Annotated in this window: 18 protein-coding genes and 2 pseudogenes; 9 read left to right on the top strand and 11 right to left on the bottom strand. The window is 61.0% G+C overall.

Annotation, left to right across the window (positions count from 1 at the left end):
* Positions 1-985: 985 nt before the first annotated feature.
* The 6 genes from A5766_RS21435 to A5766_RS24525 all read right to left on the bottom strand — a co-directional run bounded on the left by A5766_RS21435 (position 986) and on the right by A5766_RS24525 (position 8,911).
* The gene (locus A5766_RS21435) at positions 986-2,707 is read right to left on the bottom strand and encodes a M13-type metalloendopeptidase (RefSeq protein ID WP_197501577.1); all 1,722 of its coding nucleotides are present in this window, start codon (positions 2,705-2,707) and stop codon (positions 986-988) included.
* Between the two features lie 73 nt (positions 2,708-2,780).
* Entirely contained in the window at positions 2,781-4,523 is a 1,743-nt protein-coding gene (locus A5766_RS21430; protein ID WP_064906328.1) for a hypothetical protein, read from the bottom strand.
* A 3-nt stretch (positions 4,524-4,526) separates the two neighbouring features.
* On the bottom strand, positions 4,527-6,218 hold the full coding sequence (locus tag A5766_RS21425; RefSeq protein ID WP_064906324.1) for an aKG-HExxH-type peptide beta-hydroxylase: 1,692 nt from the start codon (positions 6,216-6,218) through the stop codon (positions 4,527-4,529).
* A complete protein-coding gene (locus tag A5766_RS21420; protein ID WP_064906322.1) occupies positions 6,218-7,546 on the bottom strand; it encodes a class I SAM-dependent methyltransferase in 1,329 nt (442 codons plus the stop codon). Before A5766_RS21420 ends, A5766_RS21425 begins: the two co-directional genes overlap by 1 nt.
* Positions 7,543-8,778, bottom strand: coding sequence for a radical SAM protein (locus A5766_RS21415; protein ID WP_064906320.1), 1,236 nt, complete (start codon positions 8,776-8,778; stop codon positions 7,543-7,545). Before A5766_RS21415 ends, A5766_RS21420 begins: the two co-directional genes overlap by 4 nt.
* Positions 8,750-8,911 (bottom strand): hypothetical protein, encoded by a 162-nt coding sequence (locus A5766_RS24525; protein WP_156527541.1) that lies wholly within the window; start codon positions 8,909-8,911, stop codon positions 8,750-8,752. The genes A5766_RS21415 and A5766_RS24525 overlap by 29 nt, the downstream gene beginning before the upstream one ends.
* A gap of 196 nt (positions 8,912-9,107) precedes the next feature.
* Here A5766_RS24525 and A5766_RS21410 point away from each other — a divergent pair, with 196 nt between their 5' ends.
* Positions 9,108-11,360, top strand: coding sequence for a type IV secretory system conjugative DNA transfer family protein (locus A5766_RS21410; protein WP_231894765.1), 2,253 nt, complete (start codon positions 9,108-9,110; stop codon positions 11,358-11,360).
* A 596-nt stretch (positions 11,361-11,956) separates the two neighbouring features.
* Here A5766_RS21410 and istB read toward each other — a convergent pair.
* Both istB and A5766_RS25215 read right to left on the bottom strand, forming a co-directional pair.
* A pseudogene (gene istB / locus A5766_RS21405) lies at positions 11,957-12,767 on the bottom strand (IS21-like element helper ATPase IstB).
* Between the two features lie 141 nt (positions 12,768-12,908).
* Positions 12,909-13,615 (bottom strand): annotated as a pseudogene (locus tag A5766_RS25215) (Mu transposase domain-containing protein); the annotation flags it as partial.
* A gap of 721 nt (positions 13,616-14,336) precedes the next feature.
* Between A5766_RS25215 and A5766_RS21400 the strand changes: the two are divergent.
* The 7 genes from A5766_RS21400 to A5766_RS21370 all read left to right on the top strand — a co-directional run bounded on the left by A5766_RS21400 (position 14,337) and on the right by A5766_RS21370 (position 23,125).
* Positions 14,337-15,506 (top strand): hypothetical protein, encoded by a 1,170-nt coding sequence (locus tag A5766_RS21400; protein ID WP_156527540.1) that lies wholly within the window; start codon positions 14,337-14,339, stop codon positions 15,504-15,506.
* The gene (locus A5766_RS21395; protein ID WP_064906314.1) at positions 15,503-17,350 is read left to right on the top strand and encodes an AAA family ATPase; all 1,848 of its coding nucleotides are present in this window, start codon (positions 15,503-15,505) and stop codon (positions 17,348-17,350) included. The genes A5766_RS21400 and A5766_RS21395 overlap by 4 nt, the downstream gene beginning before the upstream one ends.
* Positions 17,329-17,967: a 4Fe-4S single cluster domain-containing protein gene (locus tag A5766_RS21390; protein WP_064906312.1), complete on the top strand. Its 639-nt coding sequence runs from the start codon at positions 17,329-17,331 to the stop codon at positions 17,965-17,967. The genes A5766_RS21395 and A5766_RS21390 overlap by 22 nt, the downstream gene beginning before the upstream one ends.
* Positions 17,955-18,578, top strand: a complete 624-nt coding sequence (locus A5766_RS21385; protein ID WP_064906310.1) for an FHA domain-containing protein — start codon at positions 17,955-17,957, stop codon at positions 18,576-18,578. The genes A5766_RS21390 and A5766_RS21385 overlap by 13 nt, the downstream gene beginning before the upstream one ends.
* 39 nt (positions 18,579-18,617) lie before the next feature.
* A complete protein-coding gene (locus tag A5766_RS21380; RefSeq protein WP_064906309.1) occupies positions 18,618-21,284 on the top strand; it encodes a protein kinase domain-containing protein in 2,667 nt (888 codons plus the stop codon).
* 119 nt (positions 21,285-21,403) lie between these two features.
* On the top strand, positions 21,404-22,030 hold the full coding sequence (locus A5766_RS21375; RefSeq protein ID WP_197501574.1) for a PP2C family protein-serine/threonine phosphatase: 627 nt from the start codon (positions 21,404-21,406) through the stop codon (positions 22,028-22,030).
* A 306-nt stretch (positions 22,031-22,336) separates the two neighbouring features.
* Positions 22,337-23,125 carry a hypothetical protein gene (locus A5766_RS21370; RefSeq protein ID WP_064906305.1) on the top strand — a complete coding sequence of 263 codons (789 nt, stop codon included), beginning with the start codon at positions 22,337-22,339 and terminating at the stop codon, positions 23,123-23,125.
* Between the two features lie 55 nt (positions 23,126-23,180).
* Here A5766_RS21370 and A5766_RS21365 read toward each other — a convergent pair whose 3' ends face one another.
* Positions 23,181-23,477, bottom strand: coding sequence for a hypothetical protein (locus A5766_RS21365; protein WP_156527539.1), 297 nt, complete (start codon positions 23,475-23,477; stop codon positions 23,181-23,183).
* Between the two features lie 267 nt (positions 23,478-23,744).
* Positions 23,745-24,362 (bottom strand): helix-turn-helix transcriptional regulator, encoded by a 618-nt coding sequence (locus A5766_RS21360; RefSeq protein WP_064906346.1) that lies wholly within the window; start codon positions 24,360-24,362, stop codon positions 23,745-23,747.
* 170 nt (positions 24,363-24,532) lie between these two features.
* On the opposite strand from A5766_RS21360, the gene A5766_RS21355 reads away from it, so the two are divergent.
* Positions 24,533-25,903 (top strand): hypothetical protein, encoded by a 1,371-nt coding sequence (locus A5766_RS21355; RefSeq protein ID WP_156527538.1) that lies wholly within the window; start codon positions 24,533-24,535, stop codon positions 25,901-25,903.
* 59 nt (positions 25,904-25,962) lie between these two features.
* On the opposite strand, the gene A5766_RS24780 is transcribed toward A5766_RS21355, so the two are convergent.
* A partial coding sequence (locus tag A5766_RS24780) for a tetratricopeptide repeat protein (RefSeq protein ID WP_442902982.1) occupies positions 25,963-26,888 on the bottom strand: 926 nt, incomplete at its 5' end.

Genomic DNA, 26,888 nt, shown 5'->3' with positions numbered 1-26,888 from the left:
TACTGACTCCGGACGGCCAGATCCACACTTACCGAATCGATATCACCAAACCGGAGGATGCGCGGATCGTCTCACCATTCGCTCGATATGCCGTGGCGGTCGCTCAAAGCAACGAGTCACAGTGCGAATGGGTGTCGACGGGAAATGGCGGCGATGTCGCGGCACGGTACAGCCGCTCGATCACAGCGGGTGACGCGCTCAGACGAATGAACGCCGGACTCCGCGAGCTCCGCTAACGCCGGAACCCCACCCATTTCGTGTCGCGGTCGCGGATCGTCCGCGCACTGGACGACTTGGGCGGAGCCTGATGAAAGTCATTCATCGCACCGTGGGGCTACTGACCGTCAAACACCCACCGTCGCCAACATCAGAGAGGGCGACGACGCGTTCACTCTGATCGATTCGATGGGAACACCTACAGATGCCAGGGCATCTACCTTCTGAGCATTCAGTCCACGGCCACCGTAGAACCCGAGTATCAATGAACCGCCACGTGCTACCAGACTCAGAATCGCTTCAAACCAGCGCACATTCTGAGGCTCTCGAAAGTCGACATTATCCCCGACCGCCCAGTACACGTGATCGAACCGAAGCCTATAGAGAGCGCGCGGATCTGAATCCTTAGAAGCGAGGACAAATCGCTCGGTATACTCCGGAAATAGATCCCGTGCCGACTGCACGAGATCACTTTCGATGTCGACGCCATATGGCTCAAGTTGATGATCGCTCCACTCCAAGACACATCGGAGGAGAAATCCATTGGCGCACCCGTAGTCCAGGATTCGACCAGGCCCGGTTATAGCATCAGCGATGAATCTTCGACTCTCTTCCCACGCCCTGAAAAGACTTGCCGCATCATCAGTATCCGAAGTCACCCAGCTGCCAGCCAGCAGATTTCGCAACCTAGCTGGGCATGAGATGAGATCGTTGAAAGACTCGGCGCTTCTTGACGCCGCGCGTGGCGAATGCTGTGCACCCGATACCATCACACGCCACCTTGATCACCTAGTCGACAAAGCCTGGCCTCGTAGGGAAGCCACATAGGGTCATGAGTTGAGGTCGCCGTAGCGTCATGGAATGCATCAGTGTTGCGCAACACCCAATTGCATCGAACTTCCGCTGGCGGGTGCGGATCCTCGGCGAGGCGCAGTGCACGCTCATCCGTCGATGCGTGTTCGCGCATCATCACAACCCACTGTTCGAAGAACTCAACCAGCTCGCAGGACTCCGCCTCTCTAGAACGCAGTACATGCACTGCAGACCACACACCGAGATGATCGCAAAAAACCTCGTTGAGCACCAGCCGTGGATCAATATCGTAGTCAAGCGTGTTGTTCGGGTCGAACACCCGAATCTTTGCTTGATCTATCAACCCTCCGAATAGTGCCCCTCCGCCCAATTGCGTCGAGGCGATCCTGTCACTATCGCTGTTCCACAACTTATCCCATACTGACAGATCGATGGCGTGCGCTAGCTCATGCCCGATGATAGTTCCCAGCGTTGCCAAGTTGCAGATCGGCGATTTACGGACGTCAAAGAAGGGAACATCCAAGAGACCAAAGGGTATTCTTAAAACGGCCTTGGCATGATTAAACATTCCTGTCGCCGAATAGACTCTGGTTGGTTCCCAATCAATCCTACGCTTTTCACGATGTAGACCCAGTACCTGCGCGATCTCATCCCTATGAGCGGCGCGGAGAATATCGAAGGGTTCACCGACGAGATCGACATCCTGTGTCATCTGCTCGCCGTCTCCGAAGGGAGCGATCTCTATCGCGACGTCTGCGACTCGTCCGGCAAGTCCGTCAGCAACACGCCGCGGCACCGGCAGATGGTGTAGGACTTCGACCAGTGCGTGTCTGATCTGTTCCGCCAGGTCGGCCGCTTCTTGGCGCGCGATTGGGGACCCATACGCTGCCGCATACGCGTCAGCAAGCGCTGATCCGAAGAATCGCTCGGTGAGCCGCATCGCTTGGCAACGCCGTTCGAGCTTACCTTCGCCGAGTTGATCCGATCTTGTTGTCAACAGTCGCCAAGTGAGCCATGCCCGAAGTTCCTTCGGCGCACATCGCTGCCATGCCCAGACGGATTCCACAACTAGGTCCTCATCTTCGATGAGGATCGCATCGTCATCCTCGACACCATGGGCGAGCACCCAGGAACTCCAATCAAATTGCGGGGATGACTCTTTGAGCTTACCGAGCGTACTCTGGAGCGACTTGACAGCAGAACGATCGATGTGAGCCCAAGGTGCATCGAGAACAGCGGCGACGATATCCACATCTTCGACGCTGACCGCTGTCGCTGCGAGAATCGACGAATCGCGGTAGTGACCATGCACCCTCGGCATCCGCCGCGGCTTTACAATCATTTCATTCCGCCCTGCAGTGTCCGACCATCGGACCGTAAGTTCCAACGGTCCAACTACTCCTAGACAGTGCATCTCTGCCAAGACCCCCGGCGAATCGGTGATGGCCTTCAGACGCTCGATGATGTTCAGCTCGGTCCGCAGTGTAGTGAGGGGCCTCAGAACAGGATCTGGCGCACGATTCATAGCGCGAAAGAACTCGGCGATATGCGTACCTGCCAACTCGCCATCTACGACGCTCAACAAATTGGCCTCGACGGTACGCCAGGCATCGCGAAATCCGCCGTCGATGTCACCTTGCGGCGTCTTGATCTGGTCGCAGATCCACTCTGCGTTCAAGGCGCGATAGAAGTCAGCACCGCGACTCACGTGTGCGGGCTCCGACGGCTCTGCGCTGCCGACCGCGGTCGAGTCACTGCACACAACACTCCGATACCATTCGCTCCAGCGACTCAGTGATCTGCGCATACACATCTCGGCGGTAATGAAATCCGGTGGGATCGTCTGGCCGGATCAGCTTGCCGGTGTCGGTCACGATATCGGATATGTCGAAAAATCTAAGATGTGAGTGCCGAGCGCACGCCGCTCGGACAGCCGCATTAAGACCGCGGTTTCGTTCATACTGATCAGCTCCGTTCGGATACGTGGCACCACGATCCAGTTCTGGCGCGCCCAGCAGCACCAGGGTTGTGTCTGATGCGAGTGCCGCGACCTTGTTAACGTGTGCCGCAAGTCGTTCCGGAGAGAGAGCGGGCCCGTGAACGAAATCACTGAAGTAGGCCTTGGGGTCGAGTTGATCTCCCACCCAGTGATCCCATTCCCACGCCGTACTAGTCTCGCTGAGCCGGATGTACTCCGGTGCCCAAACCTCGCATGGATCTTCGCGATGTCGAAGTGTGGAGCAGCTGTAATCCGCCCACAGACTGATGACTACCATGTCGTAATCCATCCAGGTTCGTGGATTCGGAATGCTACCGACCCACGGTAGGCTCGCCACGTGCAATCCTTTCACGTCGATAGTGGCGTGAGCGGCCATCAGCGCAATACTGCTGTGCCCATATCGTTGGACCCGACTCTCCGTAGTGAGACCTACGACATCCACTGATCCACCTGGACTCCACAGGGCGGCGACGATATCCATGTCACAGCCACCGATTAGAAGGATCTTGTCCCCATTATTCGCCGCCCCTATCGCGCGTTGAGCAACGGGGCAGCAATCAGGATCTGGAATCGTGTCGCTTTGCGACCAGGAGACCCAATCCACTGCGGTTCCAAAATCCACCAACGCGGGATGACGAATATCGACACCGAAACTCTCCCTAATATGGTCCGCGACGAACTCGACAATTCCCTGGTTCAGAACTCGACATGACCAGAAGAAGTGCAGCAACGAGCACGTCGCTGGCTCAACGACCACGAATCCGCAGATTCCATAGTCGCCAAACCTGTCCACAACCTGGAAAGCCCGACTGATGAACCGTGGGTCATCGACCAACGCTCCGATTTCGGTTGAGTCAACTCTGCTTCGTGTCAGGTTGAGTCGATTACTCCGGTAAGACAGCTCAGAGATTCGGCCGACGTTCGCGGCAGGATCGACGGGGAGCAAACACACTTGGCTCTCTCGGAGAAAGGCCACGGCGTTGGTACCGTCTAACCTACAGCGTTCGTCATAGGCACGGCGCCGTCGAGCGAGCAGCTTGTAGTGGTCAAGACGCTGGCGCCCTGACATGATGTCACCCCATTGCGACAGATCTGCCTCCTCCATCAGCTCAGGTGACAACGTGATCACACCCAGCCGGCGCTCGAGTTGTTCTCTAACCCGAGCGTCGTCGTCTACTACGACGACCGCGTCAGCCGCAACTTTGAAGAAGTCGAGCATGCGGGCGATAGCAGAGAGCTTTTCGCCCCATCCGATCTGCTCGAATACAATGTCAGACAGTACATTCCACTCCTCCAACAGAGCTCGCGCTTGCTCGATTTCATTGTTGGAACAGACCGAGTTCACCACGCCACGGTTGGTCAGCTGACCAATTAGCCCGACAGTAGGCCGAGGGGCGGACTGCGTTGAGCTGTCGATGACTCCATTCCACAGCGTGCCATCGATGTCCCATATGACCACCTTCGGTCGGAGGGAGGCGACCTCGCTGGCCTGCATGACTCAGACGCCTCTGCGGTGTCGATAGGTCGCAATGATGGTGTAGCGGAAGGTGTCGGATTCGACCCGCGTCACGTCGTGATTGCCGAGACTCTCCAGCCGAAGCACGACGGTGTCTCCGAATCGCAGAGGAAGCCCAATGACTGGGCGTTCTCGACTGTCGCTGAGACGCAACTCGCCTCCTGCTAGCAAGGCAGGCGACGCACCCATGATTGCCCGAAAAGCGATCGACCCGTCGTGGTGATCGGTGTGCATTCGTATTGAATCGCCAGCCCTCAGGCGATGCGCCTTCACCGAGACCAGGTCGACCTCGGCACCGTACTGGTCGCGAATTAGACTTGGGATATCTACGGTGACTACGCGTCGTAGCGACGAACTTTGCGCCAGGTGCATGTTGCGCCGGTCTTGGTCACGGAAGTCACCGGATCCCCGCAGCCATTCGCCCTGGGCAAGAGACGGATACTGCTCGGTCACAGCCGTTGTTGTCTCGGCCGAAGAGAAGAGTGTCCATGGACATGTAGCGCCACTACCCCACCCCGACGCCAGAATCGATTGCCGCCCGGGACTCGGAGACGGCGCGGATTCCAACGCCGCCTCGTTACCTGCAAGCCACTCGGTTAGATCCTTCGGCAGCGGCCCTAGAATGCCGGCACGGAGTTGCGCCGTTACGTCACGCACCCAACCCGACTCGCGTTCTCGCGCCTCCTCGTTCTCAGCGTCGGACACACCAAGCGACAGCGCACGTCCACGGACCTGGGCAGCCCGTCCGAACGAGACGAGACCATGGATTACATTCGACAGCGACCGGCGCACCCCCGGCTTCCACGGAACAGGCATCGTCGACTCGGTATCGGGCAGCACGTGCCCGAGCAGCTTCTCCGCTGTGTTTATAAGTGCGTGGGCCTCCTCATGCGCAAAACACGCGATGAGATCGACGCCGCTTCGCTCGAATGACGAGTAGACGACGAACGGGGCCGCTTCGTCAGTGCCAGCGTTTGAGAGGTTGCGCTCCCTCGTCAGCGGGACTACATCGGTTAGATAGCGATCAAACAATCCTGGCACCAGCATGTTTGAGAGTTCACCTGCCGCTGAGACCTCCTTCTGGGCCAGTTCCCAGTTACCTATCGCATCAAGGGTGAACAATGACTTCGAGCGAGGCAATCGGTAGGTAGTCTCGAAAGCGTCGACTCTCAGGCCACCGATGCGAGGCCCGCTTGACATCTCGCCTTCCAGCCGCCCATTAGCTACTGCCAGTACCCCTGGTTTCTCGAGTTCGAACGCACCAACCAGAGGAATCGCCACCGCTTTGGTGGCATGCGCAGGATCGGTCAGCTCGTCGGGGTGCGGCAGCTTGCCGACGAAGTTCGCGCCGGAGAGCATCGCGGCAGCAGCGGAAAACCTGACGAAATCAGCGGAGAAGTGGGTGAAGCAGGCGAGATCATCGTTTCGAATCGCACTGTGCAGGGAAGTGATCCACTGATATGCCGCACCATAGCTGAGTACTTGTGGTGCAAGGTCGAGCACATCCTCAATACGCCTCGACAGTTCCGGGTAGTCGCCCTGAAGACTCTTCGCGACCTTCTGAAATGAGGCACGCAGTCGTGAAGACAGCACATCATAAATCCCTAGGGCAAGGTCAGCCTCGACATCCAAGTCGGCGAGTCTCATCCAGATGGGGTCGCCCGCGGTGGTCATCAACTTCTCGCATCCTTTAGCCTTTGAATCAGCACGGCGGTCTCTCGGTCTCGTTCGCACGCATAGCGTTCCCACTCGATGTCCGGGCCGCTGCGCGCAAACACGATGTCCACGACTGCGACCTTGCTGTGCGGCCCCAGAAGCTCTCGACGCCGCACCGTTGGCACCACCGCCTCGCCTCCACAACCCGCGATACATGACTCCAGCAGACGCGCGACTGCAAGGTTGTGCGTTTCGGAGAATGTGATGACACCTACGTACGCCTCGGAGTAGTCGGGCCTAGGCTCCATGCTGACCAAGTGTCCATCGCAACTCGAGTAAGTCACCAGGCCCCAGCCATCAACAATCTCCATCACCAACGGGCGGATGGCCGGCTCTAGGCATTCAATAAAGTCCGGATGATTGCGAGACAGCGAGGCACCCTGGCCCCACGCCACTGTCCCTTCGGGTCGGACACGACCGCGGTCGTCGACAACAATCCGCCTGCTGAGTGCATTCCTCTCATGCGCGTCCTCCAACCACGACTCCAAGAAGTCGCCGAGATCGCTCAGATAGTTGAACCCCTTTTGAGCACGCAGGACCCAGAATGTGGATTTCTGGCCGTCTGCCGCTATGTGCGTAAGGCGGTCTGAAACTAGGAAACCGGAGTCACGTGCGATTACTTCGAGAACTTGTCCCGGCAGGACCAGTGAGCTAATCGTCTCGTGATCCACCCGAATTCCCTGCGCATTCACCGTGAACTGGTGACACAATTGACTCGTTCCATTCACGCGACAGTCTTCGCTGATCGTCACGCCATCCAATGGCCCCCATGAACGTTCTCCAGTGGATATCTCGAACTGTTCGATAACCAAAAGACCGTAGTCGGGCATTGCCCCCCGTATGTGCCGCAGATCGGAAGTCAACCCCTCCCTCGATGTCGACATGAACAACAGGTGTGACAACGCAATCACCACGTCGAACGAACCGCGGGCCGCCAGATTGGTGAACGAGTCCCTTGCGACCGGGCTATCTGGATACCGGGTGCGCGAGTAGTCCGCAAGGATGTCTGAGAGTTCCACTCCGAGCACCGCAGCAGGATTGTGAGCCAGCAGCTTGGCTGCGTATCGTCCACACCCACTGCCTAGATCCGCTACTCTCTTTCCTACAACGCCGCCTACTAGGCCGACGATGCGCTCAACCACCGCCGTGTCCTCGTCAGCGTTCATTAGCGGCATCCCCAACGCCGTCATAACTGCCCAGAAGTCTCCGGCTCGGAGGCCGGTGGCTAACAGTTCCGAAGCAGAGGAGCGCTCATCCCGTCGCGATACGGCGCTGCCCGCCGTCACGTCGGCACCTCTGACAATCGCTCAGCCCGCACGTTTACGTCGGCCTCAATGAATTGAATCAAGGCCATCATGTCGGAGCAATAAACCGTCTGATTCTTGAAGCCTCTCACCGTATCCCACCGATGAGATATCAGCCCGCCCCCGCAAACGTCCAACACTGGGCATCGATGACACTCCGGTGGAAGCGCCTCGGACCCGATCTGACGGCACACCACACCTGGATGCTCAAGGATCTCGTCAATGTCGTTGGTCATCACGTTGGCACCAGTCGTAGCGGCGCCGTCGTAGGTGAATCCAATGCTGTCGACTAGCTCGATATCGCCGTTCGATTCGATCGTGGCCAGTTGCGCAGCGGCCAGACCCAACGACTCGAATGAGTAGACCCCTCCGAGAAGCAAGTGCAGAATGTCATCGAACATGCGCAGACGAATTCGATTCTCGTCCGCAGCCCAGTGCTTGTAGAGCCCAATCAGCCACTCTCCGTATGGTGCTACAGCACTCGCAGATCGGTCGTCGTGCTTGAACGGAGGCAAGGCTTCCCAAGTGCCGTGCGGAAGCAAAACGTCAAGGCTTGTGAATCCCATCCCTTTTATCGTCTCGTACACAGAGATCGGGTTGTTTCGTAGATCGATCACCGCGAGCGCGCCTTGTAGCAAACCCGGGAAACGTGCCAACTGGTCGATCCCCGCTGCAACTCGCTTGAACGAGGACTTGCCTCCGAGGTCGAGACGATGCGAGTTAGCATCGATATCGCCGTCGATGCTCACACCGACATGGATGTCCAATACGGAAAGGCGCTGTGCAACAGACTCCGTAACCAACGTGGCGTTTGTTTGCATCGACACCTCGACGGCAATTGGGGAGAGTCCGACACGCATGCGCTCGACGAAGTTCTCGACCTTGGCTATCCCCCGGAGCAATGGCTCACCACCATGAATCGAGACTGCTACGCCCGGGAGCTGATGTTTCAGTGCGTGCGCCTTGATCCGGGCCGCTGCTGCGTCGATCAACTGGTCAGACAACTCAGCGGGCGCCGCTTTCCATGAGTCGTCGCCTAGGTTGTAGACATAGCAGTAATCACAGTTCAGGTTGCAGCGAGTCTGGATTTTGAAGATGTACTCATTGATCGGTCGTGGACGCCACCCCTTCGCACGCAAAGTGGTGGCGTCGCACGAACCGTCATACGGCCACAGGTCCACGACGTCAGGCGTTGTGTGAACCGAACTGGCCATGGCGGAAGAACTCCGCGCTATCGCTCTCTGCCTCGCGCTTGACTCGCTTCACGGCATCCGCCAGAAGTGAATCGCTATCCACATCCGAACCAACCAGGTCCGACAGGATCTTTTTCGTTGCATCCGAGCTCATGTGCTCACCTTTCACGTGACTGATCAAGACACAGTCAATCTAGATGTGGCCTCTGAGACCCGCGACCCTAACGATCAGGATTAGTCCGAAGGAGTGAACGTGAACACTCGGCTGCCGCGAGATTCAGCGAATGGAGAAACGGATACGAGGTGGTTCCCAGGATCAGGCCAGGGGACTGAACAGGTGAGGGGCATTCATGACCACAGAAGACAAGGGCTCTCCAACTACCCGGATTGGTCCACCCGCACAGGGTTTCCCGACGACGCTGACAATCGTCGCGATCCGGCCCGCAGCCAGCGAGTCATCGGCCGACGCGCCAGTAGCAACCATCCTGAGCATGCTGCGGTTGATGCCCGGCGCGACACTGCACATACGGTCGGGCACCTTACCCGGAACCGCACATGAACCAGCGTCGATGGGCCAGCGCCTGTGGCTCACCGGCGACGTCGACGTCGACGTGCTCGCCCAACTGCGAGCGGTCATCGACCGCTACTTCGAGGTGACCGAAGCCCCGGTCGACACCACCGACGACGAGTATCGGTGGCACGGTCTGCCCGGGGCGGGCGAACTCGGTTTCGTCCCGCATCAGAGTCGTTCGCGAGTCTGGACCCTCGGTGCCGACCATGCCCCCGACATGACTCGGCTCTGGCAAGCGTTGGCTGCGTGGCCATCCGGACATATCGACGCGACCATCGCGGCGCAGACGCGAGGCGACTTCTGTGCCTCGGTATCGCTCAGCGGAGACACACCGCCCCCGCTGCTGGTGCGCGCTGCGGCCACCGATGTCTTTCAAGGCTTGCAGTTCAGCACATCCGACGACGCGCCGGAATCGTTGCGCTGCAACGAAGACGAGGCACGCACCGTCGTGATGCTGCCGGCGGGCACGCCGTCGTACGCACCACCGGGGTTCCGGGTGGGCGCGCCGAGCATGATGCCGGTTCGTCTGGCGCTGACGTCGAACTCCCCCGACGCCGACCGCATCCGGTTGGGTTGGACGCGGACTGACGCCGGGGCCCAGGTCGACGTCGCGCTTGGCGACCAGGAACTGCTGCGTCACGTTCACCTCGTCGGCGCCACCGGCACCGGAAAGAGCAGCATGCTCGCCGGGATCATCCATCAACTGGCACACAGTGATAACGGTGCTTTGCTGCTGGACCCGCACGGCACCCTGGTAGACCGGGTACTCAACGAGCTGCCCGCCAACGCGATCGATCGTGTGCGCGTGGTACGCGCTGATGACGTCGACGCCCCAGTTGCCCTGAACCCGCTAGCCACCGATTCCCCACTCGGCATCCAGGCGGCCATCGCCGACATGGGAGAAATGTTCCACGAGTTGTTCGATCCGGGTCGCACCGGAATCGTCGGGCCGCGCTTCGTCGACCGGGTCGCACACGCACTACGCGGACTGGTCACCCTCCGTGGCGAGTACGCGAGCCTGCTCGACGTACCACTGATGCTGGGCCACAAGGGAATGCGTAAGGCGCTCGTCGAACGACTGACCGATCCGACCGAGAAGCTGTGGTGGGAGAATGACCTCCTGAATCAACGGTCCGCCGAGTACGGCGATCTCACATCGTGGGTGAACTCGAAGTTCGAGACGTTCTCCGCGAGCCCGGCGATGCGCGCGATCCTCGGCTCCGGCGCCGACACCTACAATCCCGTCGCGGCGATGGACTCCGGCCAGATCATCCTCGTCGACCTCGCAAAAGGAACCATCGGGAAAGATGCCGCGCGACTGCTCGGCTACCTTCTGCTCAACCGCTTCTGGGTCGCCGCAATGAACCGCTCGGGCAACCGCAGATTCCACATCATCGTCGATGAAGCACACTCGGTGATGGCCGGATCGTTGATCAACATGCTCTCGGAGGGAAGGAAGTTTGGACTGTCGGTGGTAGTTGCACACCAATTCCTCGGCCAGTTGCAACCAGCGGTGACCAGCGCACTGTCGGGCAACGTGGGAACGTCGGCGACCTTCCGGTCGGCGGGTCCGCATATAGCAGAGCAGATCGCCGCCACGGGAGGTCAGGTGAACGCCCAGACGTTAGCGAATCTGCCCACGCTCTCGGCGATCGTGGTGCGCAACGCCGGTGACGACGTCACACCGGCACCGCACACGGTGAGGGTCGAACAAGTCCACGACGGCTGCCAACGGGCCAATCGTTTTGCGGTGGAAACACTCTCACGCCAACGCAACCGCCAGGCACAGTCCGGACGAAAGCAGCTCGATCCCGACATCGACTTTCCGAGCCCAGAACGACCCGCCCCACGGCCCGATCAAGGGCCGCCGACGCGAGGAAAGTTCGTCGACGAGTGGCTTGAGAAACGTAAACGGCTGCAGGAGAGTTCCAACGACGGAGCAGCAACCGACACATCGTCAGCGACCAACACGGCCTCAGAGACCAATGCAGTTCCCGACGACGTCGTCACCGATTCCGACGAGGTGGCATGACCTCACGCGCTGAACCCTCCTGACAGCCGATCCCGGCCCTGGTCAACGGCGATGCCGCCGGACCAGGGTCGGGATCGACTTGCCACAGTTTCGTTCGATCGCAGTGCGCTACCGCGGCAGGCTCTACAGCCGGTCGCGTTCCAACCGCTCCGCCCAGTTCTTGCATTCTTTGCGACGCGACCTGTTCACCAGGCGACTTGTCGACGCCCGACGAAGGTTCCGTGTGACGCTCGCCCTCATCCTCCGAAGATTCTCGTCCTTCGCGACACTGTCGAGTGCGGTGGCCGCCTCTATCCACAAGTCCGCGGCTTCCGTCGACCGGCCGGTGTTCGCCGGTGATGCCCCGTCGTATCCAGAATCCCCACCAGGTCAAACCAGTACACTGAGGATAGTGAAACCACAACCACAAGGTGTACAGCGTCACCGCAGGTTGCAGCTACTCTGCGCAGGATTCGATAGATCGCCGGAGTCGGTTCAGGCGGCAACGCATCGACACTCGATAAATCAGGTGAGCCACCTCGTCTAAAGAGTCCGCCGTCGGGTCCACAGACGCGAAATCATCTGCACCTGTCAGCTCTGGTCGAAAAGTGAGCAGGTTACGGGTTTGAGTTTGCCTTACGGTCAGCGTCGACGGACGGTAGCGACTCGATTGCGGTGTGTTTGATGCGGTAGCGGGTGCCCTTGAGGGCGATCACGTCGGCGTGGTGCACGATCCGGTCGATCATGGCTGAGGCGATGGTGGGCTCGCCGAAGACCTCTCTCCACCGTGAGAATGGCAGGTTGGAGGTCAAGATGATCGACGACTTCTCTTATCGACTCGAGACCAGTTGGAAGAACAAGTTGGTCGCTTCGGCGTCGAAGGGAATGTAGCCGACTTCGTCGATCACGATGAGTCCGATCCGGCTGATCTTCTTGAGTTCGGCATCGAGCCGCCCGAGGCGGTGGGCCTCGGCCAGCCGGGTGATCCATGCGGTCGCCGAGGCGAACCCGACCCGGTAGCCGGTGTGGGCGGCGGCCACGGCCAGCGCGGTCGCGAGGTGGGTCTTCCCGGTGCCTGGGTCCGAGGAGGATGATGTTGCGTGCTTCGGAAAGCCAGCCACCGGCTTCGAGGCGGGCGATGTGGGCATGGTCCACTGCAGGTTGGGCGGTGAAATCGAAATCGGCGATCGTCTTGATCGTCGGGAATCCCGCGGCTCGAATACGAAGGCGGGCACCCGATTCGGCGCGGGCATTGGATTCCACCGCCAGCACGGCGGCCAGATAGTCCTCCAACGGCCCTTGCGCGGCCCGGCCTTGCTCGGCGATCCGGGCATAGTTCTGGGCGATCCGCGGTGCTTTGAGGAGCCTGGATTGATGGGCGATCAACTTGTCGGCATCGGAGGGTGCGCTGGGACGTATGGTGGTCATCAGGCGACCTCCCCGGTTCCGAATGCCCGATCGTAATCGCTGAGATCTGCAACTTGAGGTCCACACCGCGTGGTGTTGGTGGCCGTGAGTTGTAGTGTTCGCGTTGGGATTTGGCGATTTTCACATGGTGGTGTTCGGTTATCAAACCGTTGGGGCCCCAGCATCTTTGATGCTCGGCCACCACCTCGTCACCACATGTGGCGACGACCCGGTCGAGGCCGGCGGTCACGGCAATCATCCGCCCGATCTCCGCCGGGTTGACCGAGTACGCCGATCCGTTGATCTGCACGGAGTAGTCGCGACCCAGCCTCGTTGTCGTCGAGGTGCCGGTCGCCGGCGCAATCGGCGGCAAGGCAGCCATGGCCTGGCGATCGATCAACAGGTCCTCGACCGGTCGCCTCTTGGTGGTGCGGTGGATGCGAGTGTGGTCCGGTCAGCCATTGCTGGATCTGGGTGTTGAAGTCCGCTGGCGAGGTGAAAGTTCGGCCTGGCAGAAGCGAATTCCCGAAATAGACGTTGGCCCCCTCCACCACTCCCTTGGTATCCGGGTCGTACGGGCGGGCCTGGATCATTCGGGTGCCCAGCGTGCCACAAAATCCGGATACACCGGTAGCCAGTTTGCGGCGTTGACCGATACCTGACTCGTTGTCCCACAGCAATGTCCGCGGAACGGCACCGATCTGTTCGGCAAGTAGCAGGCCACATGCCGGCCAACAGATCTCCTGTGATCCGCGAGGCAATCATCACCGCAGTGATGAACCGCGAACATGCGGCGACCATCACTAACACCGGGAACGATCGCAGCACACCGGTGTGGTCGGGCACCAGCTCTGCCCGGGGAACCACAACTGCCGGGCGATCGCCGCTTGCGACAACCCCTCCGACCGACGCAACTGACGAATCAACGCCCAGTCCTACACAGTGATCACTCTCCAATCATTGGATGGTGCTCACTTTTCGATCGGATTCACCTGCTCACTTTTGGACCGGAGCCGACAAGCACCCAGGGCAAGTAAGTCGTGACGGCCAGACGCAACCAGAGCGGCGATCGAGGCCGTCCAGCGCGATCACCACCGGCGCTGCTGCGGTGAGTAACCCCTGACGTTTTCCGACGAAGCCCCAAGAGAAGCTGACGGCTCAGGGACCGAGTCCATTTCCGAACACTGTCGCCGCAGGAGGCATACATCGTCGAGACAATTGGAGCCACCGCCACAGGCACCACTCGGGATACAGACCGCCGAATATCGCCAACCGCCTCATACCACAGCGCAGATTTCGTCTCGTTCGCGGAAGGTCGACGATATAAAAACAGGTAGAACAGTCATAGGCCGATTCGATCCTCAGAAAGGTCATTCGTCGACCACCCGCAGGCGCTGACGCGTCCGAATAAGTGCCGATCAGAGTTCACTCACCCTAGCTGTGTGCGTCTCGTTCTTATCAGTGCGCGGAGCCGCATTCGTACGAATGGGGGAACCTGTCGCCGATGGGATGCGCGCCGTTTGCGGCCCCACTACCGTGATCTGGGCAGGCCGACCGCGCGAGGGTCCGCCGCGAAAGGAAGCGACGCGGATGAGTGGGCCCAAGGGGTACAGCGCAACGGTGAGCCCAGAAGTGCGCCGACGCCGGGAACTGGAAGCTCGCCGTCGGACCTGGGATTCACTCGTCGCACAGATCGAGTCGGTCGAAGAACAGGCTCGCCTGCTGGGGCTCGCCTGCGAAGCACGCTCCGAGCTGGATGCTTCCGGATATTCACGCCGACGCCTGCGGAATCCATCCGACGACGATCTGGACAGCGTTGAACTCTTCTCCACTTCGGTTGGCCTGGCACTCACCGCGGCCCGAACATCATTGAGCTCGCAGCAGGCCCGCGTAGCGATTGCTTCGCTCTCCGGCCTGCAAGCAGCGATCATCTCCAGTGGCATCGACTCAAGCAATCTGTCCGCCCACCAGTCTCGACCCTCCGAGCAAGCGGTCCAACAGGAGGTCGCGGCGTCAGGGAAAGACAAGGCCGACAAGTTGATCGCCCTTCTCGGACAGGCTGGCGACGAACGGGGCGAGCTTCTGCAACGTACCCGACGGACGCTGTCGAACGCGGCGACGACGGAACGGGACTGGCTGGCACTGACCGCAGATGTGACCTCAGCGGTTCGCATGAACTCAGAACGGATAGAACTCGCGCGACGAGCCGACGAACTGCGTGCATTGGTCGCCCGATTGGACAACCACTACGTCGTCGACGACTTACTCGCACGCATCGACAACTCCGCCAGTCTCGCGGTACTCGAGTCACGCCGACCCGAGATCCTCGACGCGATCCGCGCTGAAGAGCGGACATCCGAGCGGCGCTTCATCGTCGAGCAGGCCGTTGAGGTGTGGCGTGAGCTCGGTTACGAAACCGGAACCGACATCCATGAGGTCGTTCTGCGCGGTGACCCGATAGTGCTTCACAACAGTTCGTGGCCCGACCACGGTCTACAAGTACGTTATGTGCCGGCGCGAGAGCAGTTGCGCACCAACGTCGTTTCTCTCGCGGACACCTCCGCCGAACGCGACCGCGAGGTCGAAGAAGACCATTGCACCGACGTCCCCGAGTTCACCCGCACGCTGGGCGGTCGGGGGATCTCTGCTGAGCTCGTCGACGCCAAACCCGCTGGCGCACTGAGAGTCCAGAGGCACACTGCCGCAACCGCGAAGCAGAAGCGGCGGCCCACATCGACTACGAAGAAGACCATGCAATGAACGTCCCGTCACCCGCATCAACGGTTGATCGCTTCCCCCACTGGCTACGCGACATCGACGCGCACCTCCCCATCAGCGCGGGATTTGTTCTGCACGGCAATATTCGAGACAATCACCTCGTACCCGACGGACCCAGCGACCGCTTTCAGCGGACCATCCCCGCCCTGTGGGCCCTGTTGGCAACCGCTGGCTACCAGGCCCTTCTGGTCTACGATCCGGTCGCCGGACTGAGTGACTACCCCGCCACTCCCGAGTCGCGCCAAGCTATTTCAGCGCTCGGCAGCCAATGGCAGGGACGACTGGGCAAGCTCAGCTCACCCGAAGCCCTCACCGAGCTGATCCACACGGTGCAGGCGCCGCGTCCTGCTAGACCGATTGCGCTCGTGATCGACTATGTCTCACAGTTTCGACCGACCGGGGAACCACTCAGCGAGGAATTGCACGCCATGTTCCGGGCCGGTCTGTACCGCGCCAATATCGCCGGCCGCATTCCGCGTACCTCCCTTCAACGATCCCCGCTCTACAACCCGGTTTTCTGGATCGTCGATCGTCCTTCCGATCTCCCCGGGTGGATGATCGCCGCCGACGACACCATTCACCAAGTACCCATCCCTACCCCCAATCTGGACAGCCGCGCACGCGCTGCGAACAATCTTGCTGCCGGACAGGCCGAATCGGGATTCGGACCGATGGGTGCTGACGACATTAGGGTGTTTGCTACCCACACCGAAGGCATGACGCTGCGCGCGATGTACGAAATCCTGATCCTTGCGCGGGACCGCTCGATGCGGCCACATCAGATCGATGACGCGATCCGCATGTATCGAGTCGGGCTACTCGAGAATCCGTGGCAACAGAACGCTCTCAAAGACGAGATCATCAAAGCCGAACACAGCCTTGGCCACCGGGTTCTCGGACAACCAGGTGCGATCCGACGCAGCCTCGACATCCTGATGCGATCGACGACCGGACTGACCGCCGCGCACTCCGGCGGGCGGGGCACCGGACCACGAGGCGTCCTGTTCTTCGCCGGACCAACCGGCGTCGGCAAGACTGAGCTCGCCAAAGCCCTCACCGAAGTCGTATTCGGAAACGAGGATGCCTACATCCGATTCGACATGTCCGAATTCTCCAATGAGGGAAGCGATCTCCGCCTCATCGGATCACCTCCCGGATATGTCGGACACGAAGCAGGTGGCGAACTGACCAACGCCATCCGCCAACGGCCTTTCAGTCTTGTCCTTTTCGACGAGATCGAGAAGGCCGATCAGAAGATCATGGACAAGTTCCTGCAGATCCTCAGCGATGGTCGGCTCACCGACGGTTCAGGTGGCACAGTTCATTTCAGCGAAGCGCTGATCGTCTTCACGTCCAACAAGGGAATGTCGGATCCGCTTGCCGACGGCACCGGCCTGCCGCAGCCAGACATCACTTACGAGCAACTTGACGAACACGTCCGCGCCGCCATTACACGCCACTTCACCCAGAATCTCGGCCGACCCGAAATCCTCAATCGAATCGGCGACAACATCGTGGTCTTCGACTACATCCGGCCCGACACTGCCAACCACCTGCTCGATATGTTCCTACGCAATACCGTTGAACGCGTCCGCACCCTGCACTCCATCGACGTCGAGATCACCGAGACCGCGCGCACCACGCTTGAGCGGATCTGTTGCAGCAAACTCGACATGGGCGGACGTGGGATCGGACAGATGGTCGAGTCCGCGCTGATCAATCCCTTGGCTCGCGCAGTGTTCTCCCATGAGGACCCGGCCATTCCGATTGTGATCGAAGACGTCAAGCAGGTGGAGAATGGCACATGGTCACTCATCCTGAGCTGAACGTCGCCCGGATCGCCATGCCGATACAATCCTTGGGACCAGGCCGGCGTGTAGGCCTCTGGGTTCAGGGATGCACGATTGGATGCGCGGGCTGTGCATCCACCGACACGTGGAATCCGACGTCGGGCCTGACACTCTCAGTCGATGATGTTGCGCGCAAGCTGGGTGAATTACTCAGCACCGCAGACGGATTGACGATTTCTGGAGGAGAGCCCTTCCAGCAACCCGACGCACTCGCCGAACTGCTCCGCGCGCTGCGGCGCGACCGACAGCTCGACGGGCGTGACGTACTGATCTTCACCGGCTACGCCGCCGCGGCGGCACGACGCCAAGCACCTCACCTCTGGGAGCAGGCCGACGCGATCGTCGCCGGACCGTACCGCGTCGACCGCCCCGGAACCGCGTGGCTACGATCGTCGGACAATCAGGAACTCGTCGTGCTGACCGCCGTCGCCGAGGAACGATTTTCGGTTGCGGGTTCGGGTGGCATCGATATCGGCTCATCGGGCCAGGACCTGGTGATGGCCGGCCTACCACGTCCCGGCGACCTCGATCGATTCCGAAACCTGATGCGCGAGCGTGGCGTAGCGCTGGACGGTGTCTCGTGGCAGAGCTGAGCACGACACCGACATATCAGTGCACCAACCCCGACTGCCTGCGCACCTACAGCGTCGACCCGGGAATGTGTGGCGGCTGCGGACTCAACGACTTCCGACGCCTCGACGAGCCGGAACCGGTGCAGGCGCCGATGTTTCCGCCATCGCCCGAAGAGCGTTCCGCAGCCGCCCAGTCCCATTCTCCCTTGCAGGCACAGACGTCATGCCCTGCCACCGACTGTGGTCAGCTCAATCCCAACGGTCAGGAGTTTTGCGACTACTGCGGAAATCCCTTACAAGCCGAGTCATTCTCAGGAGCAAGATCATCGGTGTATCTTCGCGCTGACGACGGCACCCGAATCCCCCTGATCCAGGGACACGAGGTGGTACTCGGCCGGAGCCAAGATGCCTCCCCATGGTCGCGAATCTTCAACGGCCACAACGGCGTTTCGCGGCGTCATGCGACCGTCGTGTTCGACGGAACGCAGGTACACATCCGCGATGAGGGTTCATCGAACGGCACGTTTGTCAACCGTATTCACATCGACGGATCGGCAGCTCTCGCGCCGGCCGATCTGAGGACCATCGGCCTCGGCCGCAATTATCAGCTTTCGGTGACCGTCGAGAACTGATGATCGATCGCGCGCACCACCTCTCGAAAGGATGTACTCATGGCCGACGGTGATGACGCCACCACGTTGGAAGGCCGCGACCCCGCAGACGCCACCACCCTCGAGGGCCGCGGCGGCTCCGACGCCACGTCCCTGGAAGGCCGAGCCGGGCAGGACTCCACCACACTGGAGGGTGCCTCAACAAGTGGTAGCGGGTTTGTCCGCCGAAATCTCCCGCCGCCCCTGGCCGCCGACTATGAGGTCATCCGCGCGCTGAGCCACTCCGGTGCGCAAGCCGACGTATATCTGGCACGCGACAAGCGCGACGATTCTGAGGTAGCGATCAAGTTGTACCGCAACCTCGAAGTAGCGATGAGTGCCGCCGAGGAATCGTTGGTGGCCGGTTGCGAACCGGCACACGTGGTACCCACCACCTTCGACCAGTGGGGTGACGAGAAGTGGGAAATCCAGGAGTACATGGTCCGGGGCACGCTGGTGGACCTGCCGAAAGCCCTGGGACACAACCCCACCGCCGAGGAGTTGCACGAGGTGGCCCGCGAACTAATCGAGGCGGTGGACCACATACATTCACGCGACCTCGCGCATAGGGACATCAAGCCGAGCAATATCCTAATCCGCACGGTTCTTCCGCTCGACCTCGTCCTAGCCGACTTCGGTCTATCTCGAACGCTCGCTGCAGGTTCACAGCTGGGTTCGATGTCGCGCACGGAGCGATATGCCGCACCCGAGGTTCTCGAGGGTGTTCAGACGCTAGACAGTGACTGGTGGTCTTTGGGAATCACTCTGGCCGAGGTCGCATTGGGCCGACATCCGTTCGCCCGCAATGATGGACGCGATATCACCGATGCCCAGGTGATGGCATTCCTGATTCACAACGAGGTCGACGTCACCAACATCCGGGACGATCGGCTCCGTCTGCTGGTGTCCGGCCTGCTGACCAAAGAGCGTTCACAACGTTGGGGCTCAACCGAGACGGCGGCATGGCTGCGAGGCGAATCTCCGACGGTGCACACTCCGGCACCAAGAACGTCGGTGAGCGCTCGCGATTGGCGATTCGCGGGATTCCTCGGCCAGGTCTATACCTCATCTGAATCTCTCGGCCGCGCTCTGGCCGAGAACTGGCCGGACGCATTGCGCTACATCCAGAACGATGCCACCAAGCTCCGCAACGCTCTTGCCAAGACTGCACTCGCTGACGAGGTAGAGAACGTTTTCACTCGACGCCGCCAGAACCTGATCCAGCCCGAAGGGCAGCTTTTCGAGCTGATCTCGCTTCTCGCTCCGAGCGCCGAACCGACCTTTCGCCAGCGTCCGCTATCACCCGCCGGGCTCTCCTCAATGGCATCCGCAGCCATTCACGGCGGCGCTGACGCAGCTGAATGGATACACGGTCTGCGCACTCAAGGAATTCTGCAGCTGACTCACAACTTCGAGAACTATCCGCAGTTCGCCGTCATCGACGAGAAGCTGTCTAGGTGGTGGTCATCTCTAGAATCCGCACGAGCAGAGGCTGTCTCGCTACAACGCCAGTACCAATCGGCTAACCATCGCTACCTCAACAGCGACAACGGATCGAGAACTGTCACCGACCTCGGCGTCGTGCAAGATGCCGCACAACCCATCCTCGAGGGCACCCTGCTCGCCTGCGCATTGGGAGACCAGCAGATCCAGCACACGCACAACGCGGTACCAGCCATCACCTCACAACATGCGTCGTGGATATCCTCCATTGCACAACGGGTGCCGGCGAAAACTCCCGACCCTGGCCTCGATATGGAGGTCTCGGTTCTTGCATCGGCGGCGCTCGCCGACAAGAAGATCGTCGACGACGGACGTCGTCGGGCGGCGGCCGACGCGCGAAACAACCTCGCCAAACAGGGCTTGTGGCCCAAGCTCTGGTTTGCAGTGCCCTACCTGATCGTGGTCGGCTTCGGTTTCATTCTCGCCGTCAGTGACGATCCAGCCACAACCTTGGACACCTTCACTCCGCTCCTGAAGTCCATAGGAATCGGCACGATTCTCGCTTTCGTTGCGTGCTACCTTTCCGACCGATACATCGGCCGGGCTGTTACCTGGGTGTTGGCTATCGCCGTGTCACTTGGTTTTACGGCCGGGTGGTCAGCAGTTGCCGGTGGCGGGACAGCGTTCGCCGCGCCGATAATCGGTGCAACCATCGGGTACGTCGCTGCCGCAGCACTGACCCGCTTCGTTCCAGCGCTGAGCGATTCGGCAACAGTCCAGCATGTGGCGCCAAGCCAGCTGAACCGGCCAACAGCAGTGGTCTCCGCAATAGCAGCGATTCTCGGAATTCCGCTCGCAATGACGCAAATGGTGATGAGTATGACGTTCACCAGCGGATTCAAGGTGTCTTCCTGGGTCACTGACATGACCATGGAGGCCTGGCCTTGGCTCGCCACCGTTCTGCGGTGGTTTGGTGGCCTGAACAACGTGGCACCAGAAGCCGGTGCGATGTGGGCAATTCCGTGCATGATCGCGCTGACAGTCAAGACGCTGTGGAACGGTACCGACAGAACATCGTCACGAAAGCTGTCCCGAGCGGACGTTGCGATCGTCTGGATCGCTGCGCTCGGTCTGATCATCGCGATCTTGGCGCAATGGACGATCGCGGTTCTCGTATCCGGTCTGCTCGCGATGATCGTGGCGGCACTCGCCCTCGGACTCTGGATCGGATCATTATTCATATGACGACCCGTCCGACTATTCACGTTAGAGCCACCACACATGTCGGTATGGTCAGGACAATCAACCAAGACTGTCTGCATGTGGCGGGTTGGTCGTCATCACTGTCCGGCACGCAGATCGCAATGCCTGTTCCACCACGAAGCGTGGTCGCCGTCATCGACGGTATGGGCGGACAACCCGGGGGAGACTGCGCGTCGTGGACCGCTTCCCGTGCACTCGGCGACGCACGACTCGAACGCAGCGCGACCGCCACCGACATCGGTGCGAAGATCCAGTGGGTATCCGACGTCGTTCGCACTGTCGGTCAGTCAACCCAGGGATACAGCCGGATGGGTGCGACGATCGCGGGCGTCGCGTTCACCGATGCTGGCATGATCCTGTTCAATGTGGGCGACTGCTCCATCCTGCAGATAGATCGCACCGGTGTCAGTCAGCTAGCCGAGATCGACCGCATCGGTGCACACTCCGTAGGCCAGTGCCTGGGCGGCACTGAGAAGCCGACCGCGATCGATGCTCACCCGATCGTCTTCCAACCGCGCGAACGTGAGCAATTGCTCCTGAGTACCGATGGCCTGACGGATTGCCTGACTCTCGATCAGATCGGCCAAATCATAGCCGGGGAAATCGGATCCGACCCGCTTTCGGAACTGGTGCGGGCCGCGTGCGCTGCCGGCGCCCCAGACAACATCAGCCTTGCGCTCGTGACCGTCGCATACGTCCCATCCGACAGTTCACGAACGGATGATTAGCACTTTAAGACGACGCGTCGGGAACCGACGCCACCATACGATAACCAGAACAACCAACCCACTACGGATGGAACTCCAATGTCACAGTGCCAGAAGTGTTTCAAAGCTCTCAACGACTGCCAAGCATGCAAGGGCAAGGGCGGCGGCAGCGGGATCTTTGGTCGGCTCAACTGCAGCAAATGCCGAAACACCGGTCTGTTGTGCAGCTCGCACGGTGGCTTCTGGAAGAAGTAACTCGCATCTCAGGGATCGGGCAGGCAGACCGTCACGGGCAGAATGGCACTCAGTGATCTCGAGGGATAGCCAATGACCGGATTCGTGGTCGCGCTACTCTTTGTCGCGCTCGCGTTCGGGTACGTCCAATTCGTGCGTGGCGATTCGGCGCGGTCGGATCCGGCCGACGGTCTCACTCTTTACCTCGAGGGCGTGATCGCCACGCTCGCGGTCCTTCAGATATCAGGCTCGGGCGCAATGGGTTCTGGCGGTGCCATCCTCATCGGTGTGGTCATGGCGGTCGCTGTTGGCATCGCGACCGTCCTGGCCCGCAATTCGCTGATTCAGGGAACCATCGAGATGATCTTCTCAGTCATCGCGTTGATCGCGCTCATTCCCGCACTGGGGATTGCGTTCGGCGACCTGTCCTGTGGACACGTCATCAACCGGTCCGCCTTCGTAGCAGCGATGGTCGTGTTCACCATTTCCTTCGCCGGTGCCGCGTTGTTTGCCATCTTCTCTGCACGGACCTGGTCGGCGGTGTTACACATCGGTATGGGGTGGTTCGGATTCGTTGAGCTGCTCCTCTTTTGGAGTCTCCCGGCGGCCTGGCAATTCACCGGACAATCACTAGCGCCCACAGCCGCGGCCATTATCGCCGCCACGCTGTCTGGCGCGCTCGTCGCATTCCGTCCCCGCATCGCCTTCGCAGTTATCGGATTACTCATCGCGATCGGCGCGCTGATTCCGTTCGTGACCAGCGTGCCCACCTGCGCCGACGATTCACTCGGAGGCACAGCTGTTCCGCTCGCCATGCTGGCCTACGCGATCGTCGGATACGTGATCAGCAGCTTCCGGCTGAAGCGCGCCAGACGCGGATAGCTGATCCACGCCAAAGGGCGGCTCACACTCTCGTGAGAGCCGCCCTTGGTGGTGATCACTCCCGAGGCCGGTGGATCAGCCCGGCATCGGAATCAAAACGGACCGTATCGATCTCGCTCAGTGAGCCGAGCCCCGCGATCAGAACCGTGAGCTCCTCGATCGCGAGGCGCAACGACTCATCGGCGTCGGGGTAGGGCCCCTCTCCCGACCGCGCCCATTCGATGAGGCGCCGCTGGTGGCAATCGAGGGTCACTCGCGAGGCGTGGCGTCGAACCCGCTCGGCCAGCCGCGCACTGCTCTGCGAGCTCATCGACCGTCGGCTCACGGACCGCTCACTGGAAATGTCTTCCATCTCTATTCCTTTCTGAAAGAACCGAACTCCGGACAGAGTTCTCCCCCGAGAGGGCTTCAGTAAGGTCGCGGATATCCGCTGCGAGAGCCACAACGCTACGTCGTCCCAAAGCGATACGCAAGGCCCCCTCTGCGTCGACGTCGTCGCGCATCCGTGTGGAGCGACGGTACCGGCGACCCCGACGACGGGGCGCGCACCGCAGTGGATACCTGCGGGGCGCGCACACCCTCGACAATCGTTGTGAGAGAGTACGATCCGACTGCAGGATCATGCGACGCCGGCCGCATCATCGGGATCGATCCACCCGTCGGCGAGCAACTGGCGCAGCAGTTGCGCCTTGTTCGCGACCGGCCTGCCGGCCTCAGTGTAGCGCCGGGTGACTCGCTGGTAGTGGGTCTTGACTGTGCTCTCGCCGATGAAGTGCTTTTGCGCGGTCATCTTCGAGGTCGCACCGAGAAGATACGTACGCAGCACCTCGAGTTCGCGGTGCGTCATATGCACCGGGCTGTTGACACCGTCGCGTGCACCGAGCGTGTCGTGCAGTACTCGCTCCAGATTCCCCAGGGAATCAGGACCTTTAATCCACAACACTTTTCGGCCGCTGGGGTGGCTACGAAAACCGCATCGGCCGCTCTCGGCGTCCACGCCGACCAAGACCGGTCGTCTGCCAGAGTTGTCACATGAGCCGAGTTCGCGCACGACTCGTGCAAGGGTGACCTCGTCTCGGAAGATCACCGCGCGTGCCTGTAGAGCTCCGATGTCCCGCGGGGGTGCGATTTGGGCGCTGTACCCGAACTTCTCCACCAGCAACACCATGGCGTGGTCGATCACCGATCCCTCGCCGGCAACCACTACTCGTCCGCGCTCTCCGACATGGCTACTCATCGACAACTCCCTCATCCGGTGTGCGACCGCCGGTCGGCAGTCATCAGGAAGTCCGTTTCTCCACTCGGGTGCAGCGAGTAGCGAGGCCCCGACGTACCAAGCCCGCCCCCGCACTCCGAGCCGTCCATCGAAATGGTGAAACGGACGTAGTGCAGGCGCCCCAACCGGGGATGGCCACGAAGAAACCCGAGGAGATCATGATGTTCAGCAAGTTCAGGGAGTTCTGGCTACGCCAAAAGACACGGTCCGCCGGATCTGAGGCATACCTTCGTGCCGGCGAACAGATCAAACGCGCACAACAGGAGTCCGGATCGACCGTCATCATCGACGGTGACCTGCAGGCCGGCGAGGCCGAGTTGCTGTCGCTCACGTCGCAGGCGACGGCAGCGGTCGAGTCGCGATACGGCAAGCACCTCAACAAGATCGCCGACGGCAAGAGCGAGATCGGCACCCAGAACGCCGTCCTGTGTGCGCAGATCGAGCGCATGGACAGCAACGAGCACATCGTGTCCACCGAGCACGGCGGTGCAGCGGTCTCCGGTGACCGGCAGACCCTTCCGCAGATGCGCGCCGACCACGACGCACTCACCGCCCAGATCGCCGTCGACACCGAAGCGGGGATCACCCGGCACGCTCACAAGGTGAAGCGCGTCTGGCGGATCGTCGCCAACAGCATCCTGCTGATCGACGTGGTCGCGCTGTTCATGCTGATGCTCACCATCGAGAACACCAGCTTCGGCTCGCTCATCAAGAACCCCGGAGCCAACACCGCCAAATTCATCACTGCGGCCGGCTTCAGCTTGATGGGGGCACTGGTGCTCGCCGCGTTCGCCCACCAACTGGGTCAGTCCCTGTGGCGGCGAATCCACCGACGAGGCAACGAAATCGGTGAACATGACAAAGCCGGGGACGACGGGCATCCGCAGCGTAAGGCACGCAACATGGCCGATCACGTGCTGGTTCTCGGCATCGCGACCGTGGTCATCGTCGCGCTGGCCGCAGTAGTGGCGGCGTCGATCTTCCACCGCATCGGCATCGCCGCCGGGACCTCGGAAGCAGCGCCGCTGGCGCCCTGGATCGGCGTCGCGATCGGCATCGCCGTTACGGTGGCACCGCTGATCGTCGCCAGCGTCGAAGCCATGGCGCCATCACCCGAGGTGGCACGCCGCGACGCGCTCGCAGCGCGGATCACCGCCGAGGACAAGCGCAAGCAGTCGCTCGAGGAGTCGTTGGCAGCCAATTACCAGCGACTGTCGAGCCTCGATGTCGAAGCCGGCCGCATTCTGGTTCACGCGGACCGCGAACTGCAGGACGCCATGCTGCCGGCGACGCAGCTGATCCTCAAGCTGCGCAGCGAATTCGGGCACGCGGGTGAGATGTTCCGGCCCGTCACGCTGCCGTCGCCCGTAGAAGGATCCGTCGCCATCGGGTGGGACAACCTGGAACGGCTGCGCATGATCGTCCCACCCACTGAGCAGATCGTCGACGTCGAACCCGAACCGAGCGGCCCGCATCCGCTCGACGACGACGTCGCGGCGTAAGCGACCCGGCAGTATCCCGGTCGGTGGTGATGTGCACTCGCACGTCACCACCGGCGCCGTCACCAGGCGGCAACCGACGGGACAATGGCCAGGACTCGATCGACATCAGGGTCGAGCCTGGCCGCCATCTCTCGGTAACGACCCAACACTACGTTCCCGTCGGCGCCGACCAGCGCCGGCGGTGGTGCCATCGGAAGATCTGGTCGCGCAAGAAGATTGACTGCGCCCATGGTTATGGCGGCATCGTCGGCGTCCGCCGAGCGCAGCGCGTCTCCGAACCCGTCATCGAGATCCTCAAGCACCGGCTCGCTGGCCGGTGGCGCTTCTGCACCCGGCGAGCCGTACACCCCACCGTTGATGCCCCACTCGATGAGGTCCGCGACGAGTGCAGCGTCACCGAAGGTCGCGGCGATCGAGAAAGTCATTGCGGTTCTCTCGCGCAGGGAGCTCGCCCAGTCGGCACGACGCCGGGGACTGACGAACTGGAAACGCTCGTAGTCCGCGGCGATCAGCGAGGTGAGCGCGGCGTCAACCGCATTGCGGGTCAACGCCGCTCGATCGGCGGAGTTGACTGCAGCCTCAGTGAAGTAGCGCTTTACCCGGTTCCATTCCAGCCGCGACAGCTGATGATGCTGGCAGGCATCGGCAAGACCCTTGGCCGCCGATTCGAATGCCGCGTCAGCGCGGTCGAACTGTTGCAGTGCGACATACATGTTGGCGAGGTTGTAGTCGACGGCCGCAGCCTTGTCGGGTCGGTCGACCTCGACGTAGTGTTGCCTCGCTCCGTCGTACAAGGCGTTGGCCCGGGTCCACTCCCCGACCATCGCCAGGCAGTACGCCAGCACGATCTCGGCGTCACGTTGATCGTCGATCAGGTCGAGAGCGCTGAAGATTTCGATGGCCTTCTCGGTTTCGCGACGTGCGAGATACTGCCGATTCGGATTTTGAATGTGGATACCCGCCAACGCCATCGACGCGATCGCCG

The sequence above is a fragment of the Gordonia sp. 852002-51296_SCH5728562-b genome (assembly GCF_001665475.1).
In the GTDB taxonomy this organism is placed as follows: domain Bacteria; phylum Actinomycetota; class Actinomycetes; order Mycobacteriales; family Mycobacteriaceae; genus Gordonia; species Gordonia sputi.
Note: the sequence above shows the minus strand (reverse complement) of the source record. Positions and strands in the feature narration are given on the sequence as shown.

What these genes read in the sequence shown, in the direction of transcription:
- A5766_RS21410 (WP_231894765.1), top strand. Translation starts at nt 9,108, where the DNA reads ATGACCACAGAAGACAAGGGCTCTCCAACTACCCGGATTGGTCCACCC.
- A5766_RS21430 (WP_064906328.1), bottom strand. Translation starts at nt 4,523, where the DNA reads ATGCAGGCCAGCGAGGTCGCCTCCCTCCGACCGAAGGTGGTCATATGG.
- A5766_RS21415 (WP_064906320.1), bottom strand. Translation starts at nt 8,778, where the DNA reads ATGGCCAGTTCGGTTCACACAACGCCTGACGTCGTGGACCTGTGGCCG.
- A5766_RS21360 (WP_064906346.1), bottom strand. Translation starts at nt 24,362, where the DNA reads ATGAGTAGCCATGTCGGAGAGCGCGGACGAGTAGTGGTTGCCGGCGAG.
- A5766_RS21375 (WP_197501574.1), top strand. Translation starts at nt 21,404, where the DNA reads ATGCCTGTTCCACCACGAAGCGTGGTCGCCGTCATCGACGGTATGGGC.
- A5766_RS24525 (WP_156527541.1), bottom strand. Translation starts at nt 8,911, where the DNA reads ATGAGCTCGGATGCAACGAAAAAGATCCTGTCGGACCTGGTTGGTTCG.
- A5766_RS21400 (WP_156527540.1), top strand. Translation starts at nt 14,337, where the DNA reads ATGAGTGGGCCCAAGGGGTACAGCGCAACGGTGAGCCCAGAAGTGCGC.
- A5766_RS21425 (WP_064906324.1), bottom strand. Translation starts at nt 6,218, where the DNA reads ATGACCACCGCGGGCGACCCCATCTGGATGAGACTCGCCGACTTGGAT.
- A5766_RS21380 (WP_064906309.1), top strand. Translation starts at nt 18,618, where the DNA reads ATGGCCGACGGTGATGACGCCACCACGTTGGAAGGCCGCGACCCCGCA.
- A5766_RS21395 (WP_064906314.1), top strand. Translation starts at nt 15,503, where the DNA reads ATGAACGTCCCGTCACCCGCATCAACGGTTGATCGCTTCCCCCACTGG.
- A5766_RS21390 (WP_064906312.1), top strand. Translation starts at nt 17,329, where the DNA reads ATGGTCACTCATCCTGAGCTGAACGTCGCCCGGATCGCCATGCCGATA.
- A5766_RS21355 (WP_156527538.1), top strand. Translation starts at nt 24,533, where the DNA reads ATGGCCACGAAGAAACCCGAGGAGATCATGATGTTCAGCAAGTTCAGG.
- A5766_RS21370 (WP_064906305.1), top strand. Translation starts at nt 22,337, where the DNA reads ATGACCGGATTCGTGGTCGCGCTACTCTTTGTCGCGCTCGCGTTCGGG.
- A5766_RS21365 (WP_156527539.1), bottom strand. Translation starts at nt 23,477, where the DNA reads ATGGAAGACATTTCCAGTGAGCGGTCCGTGAGCCGACGGTCGATGAGC.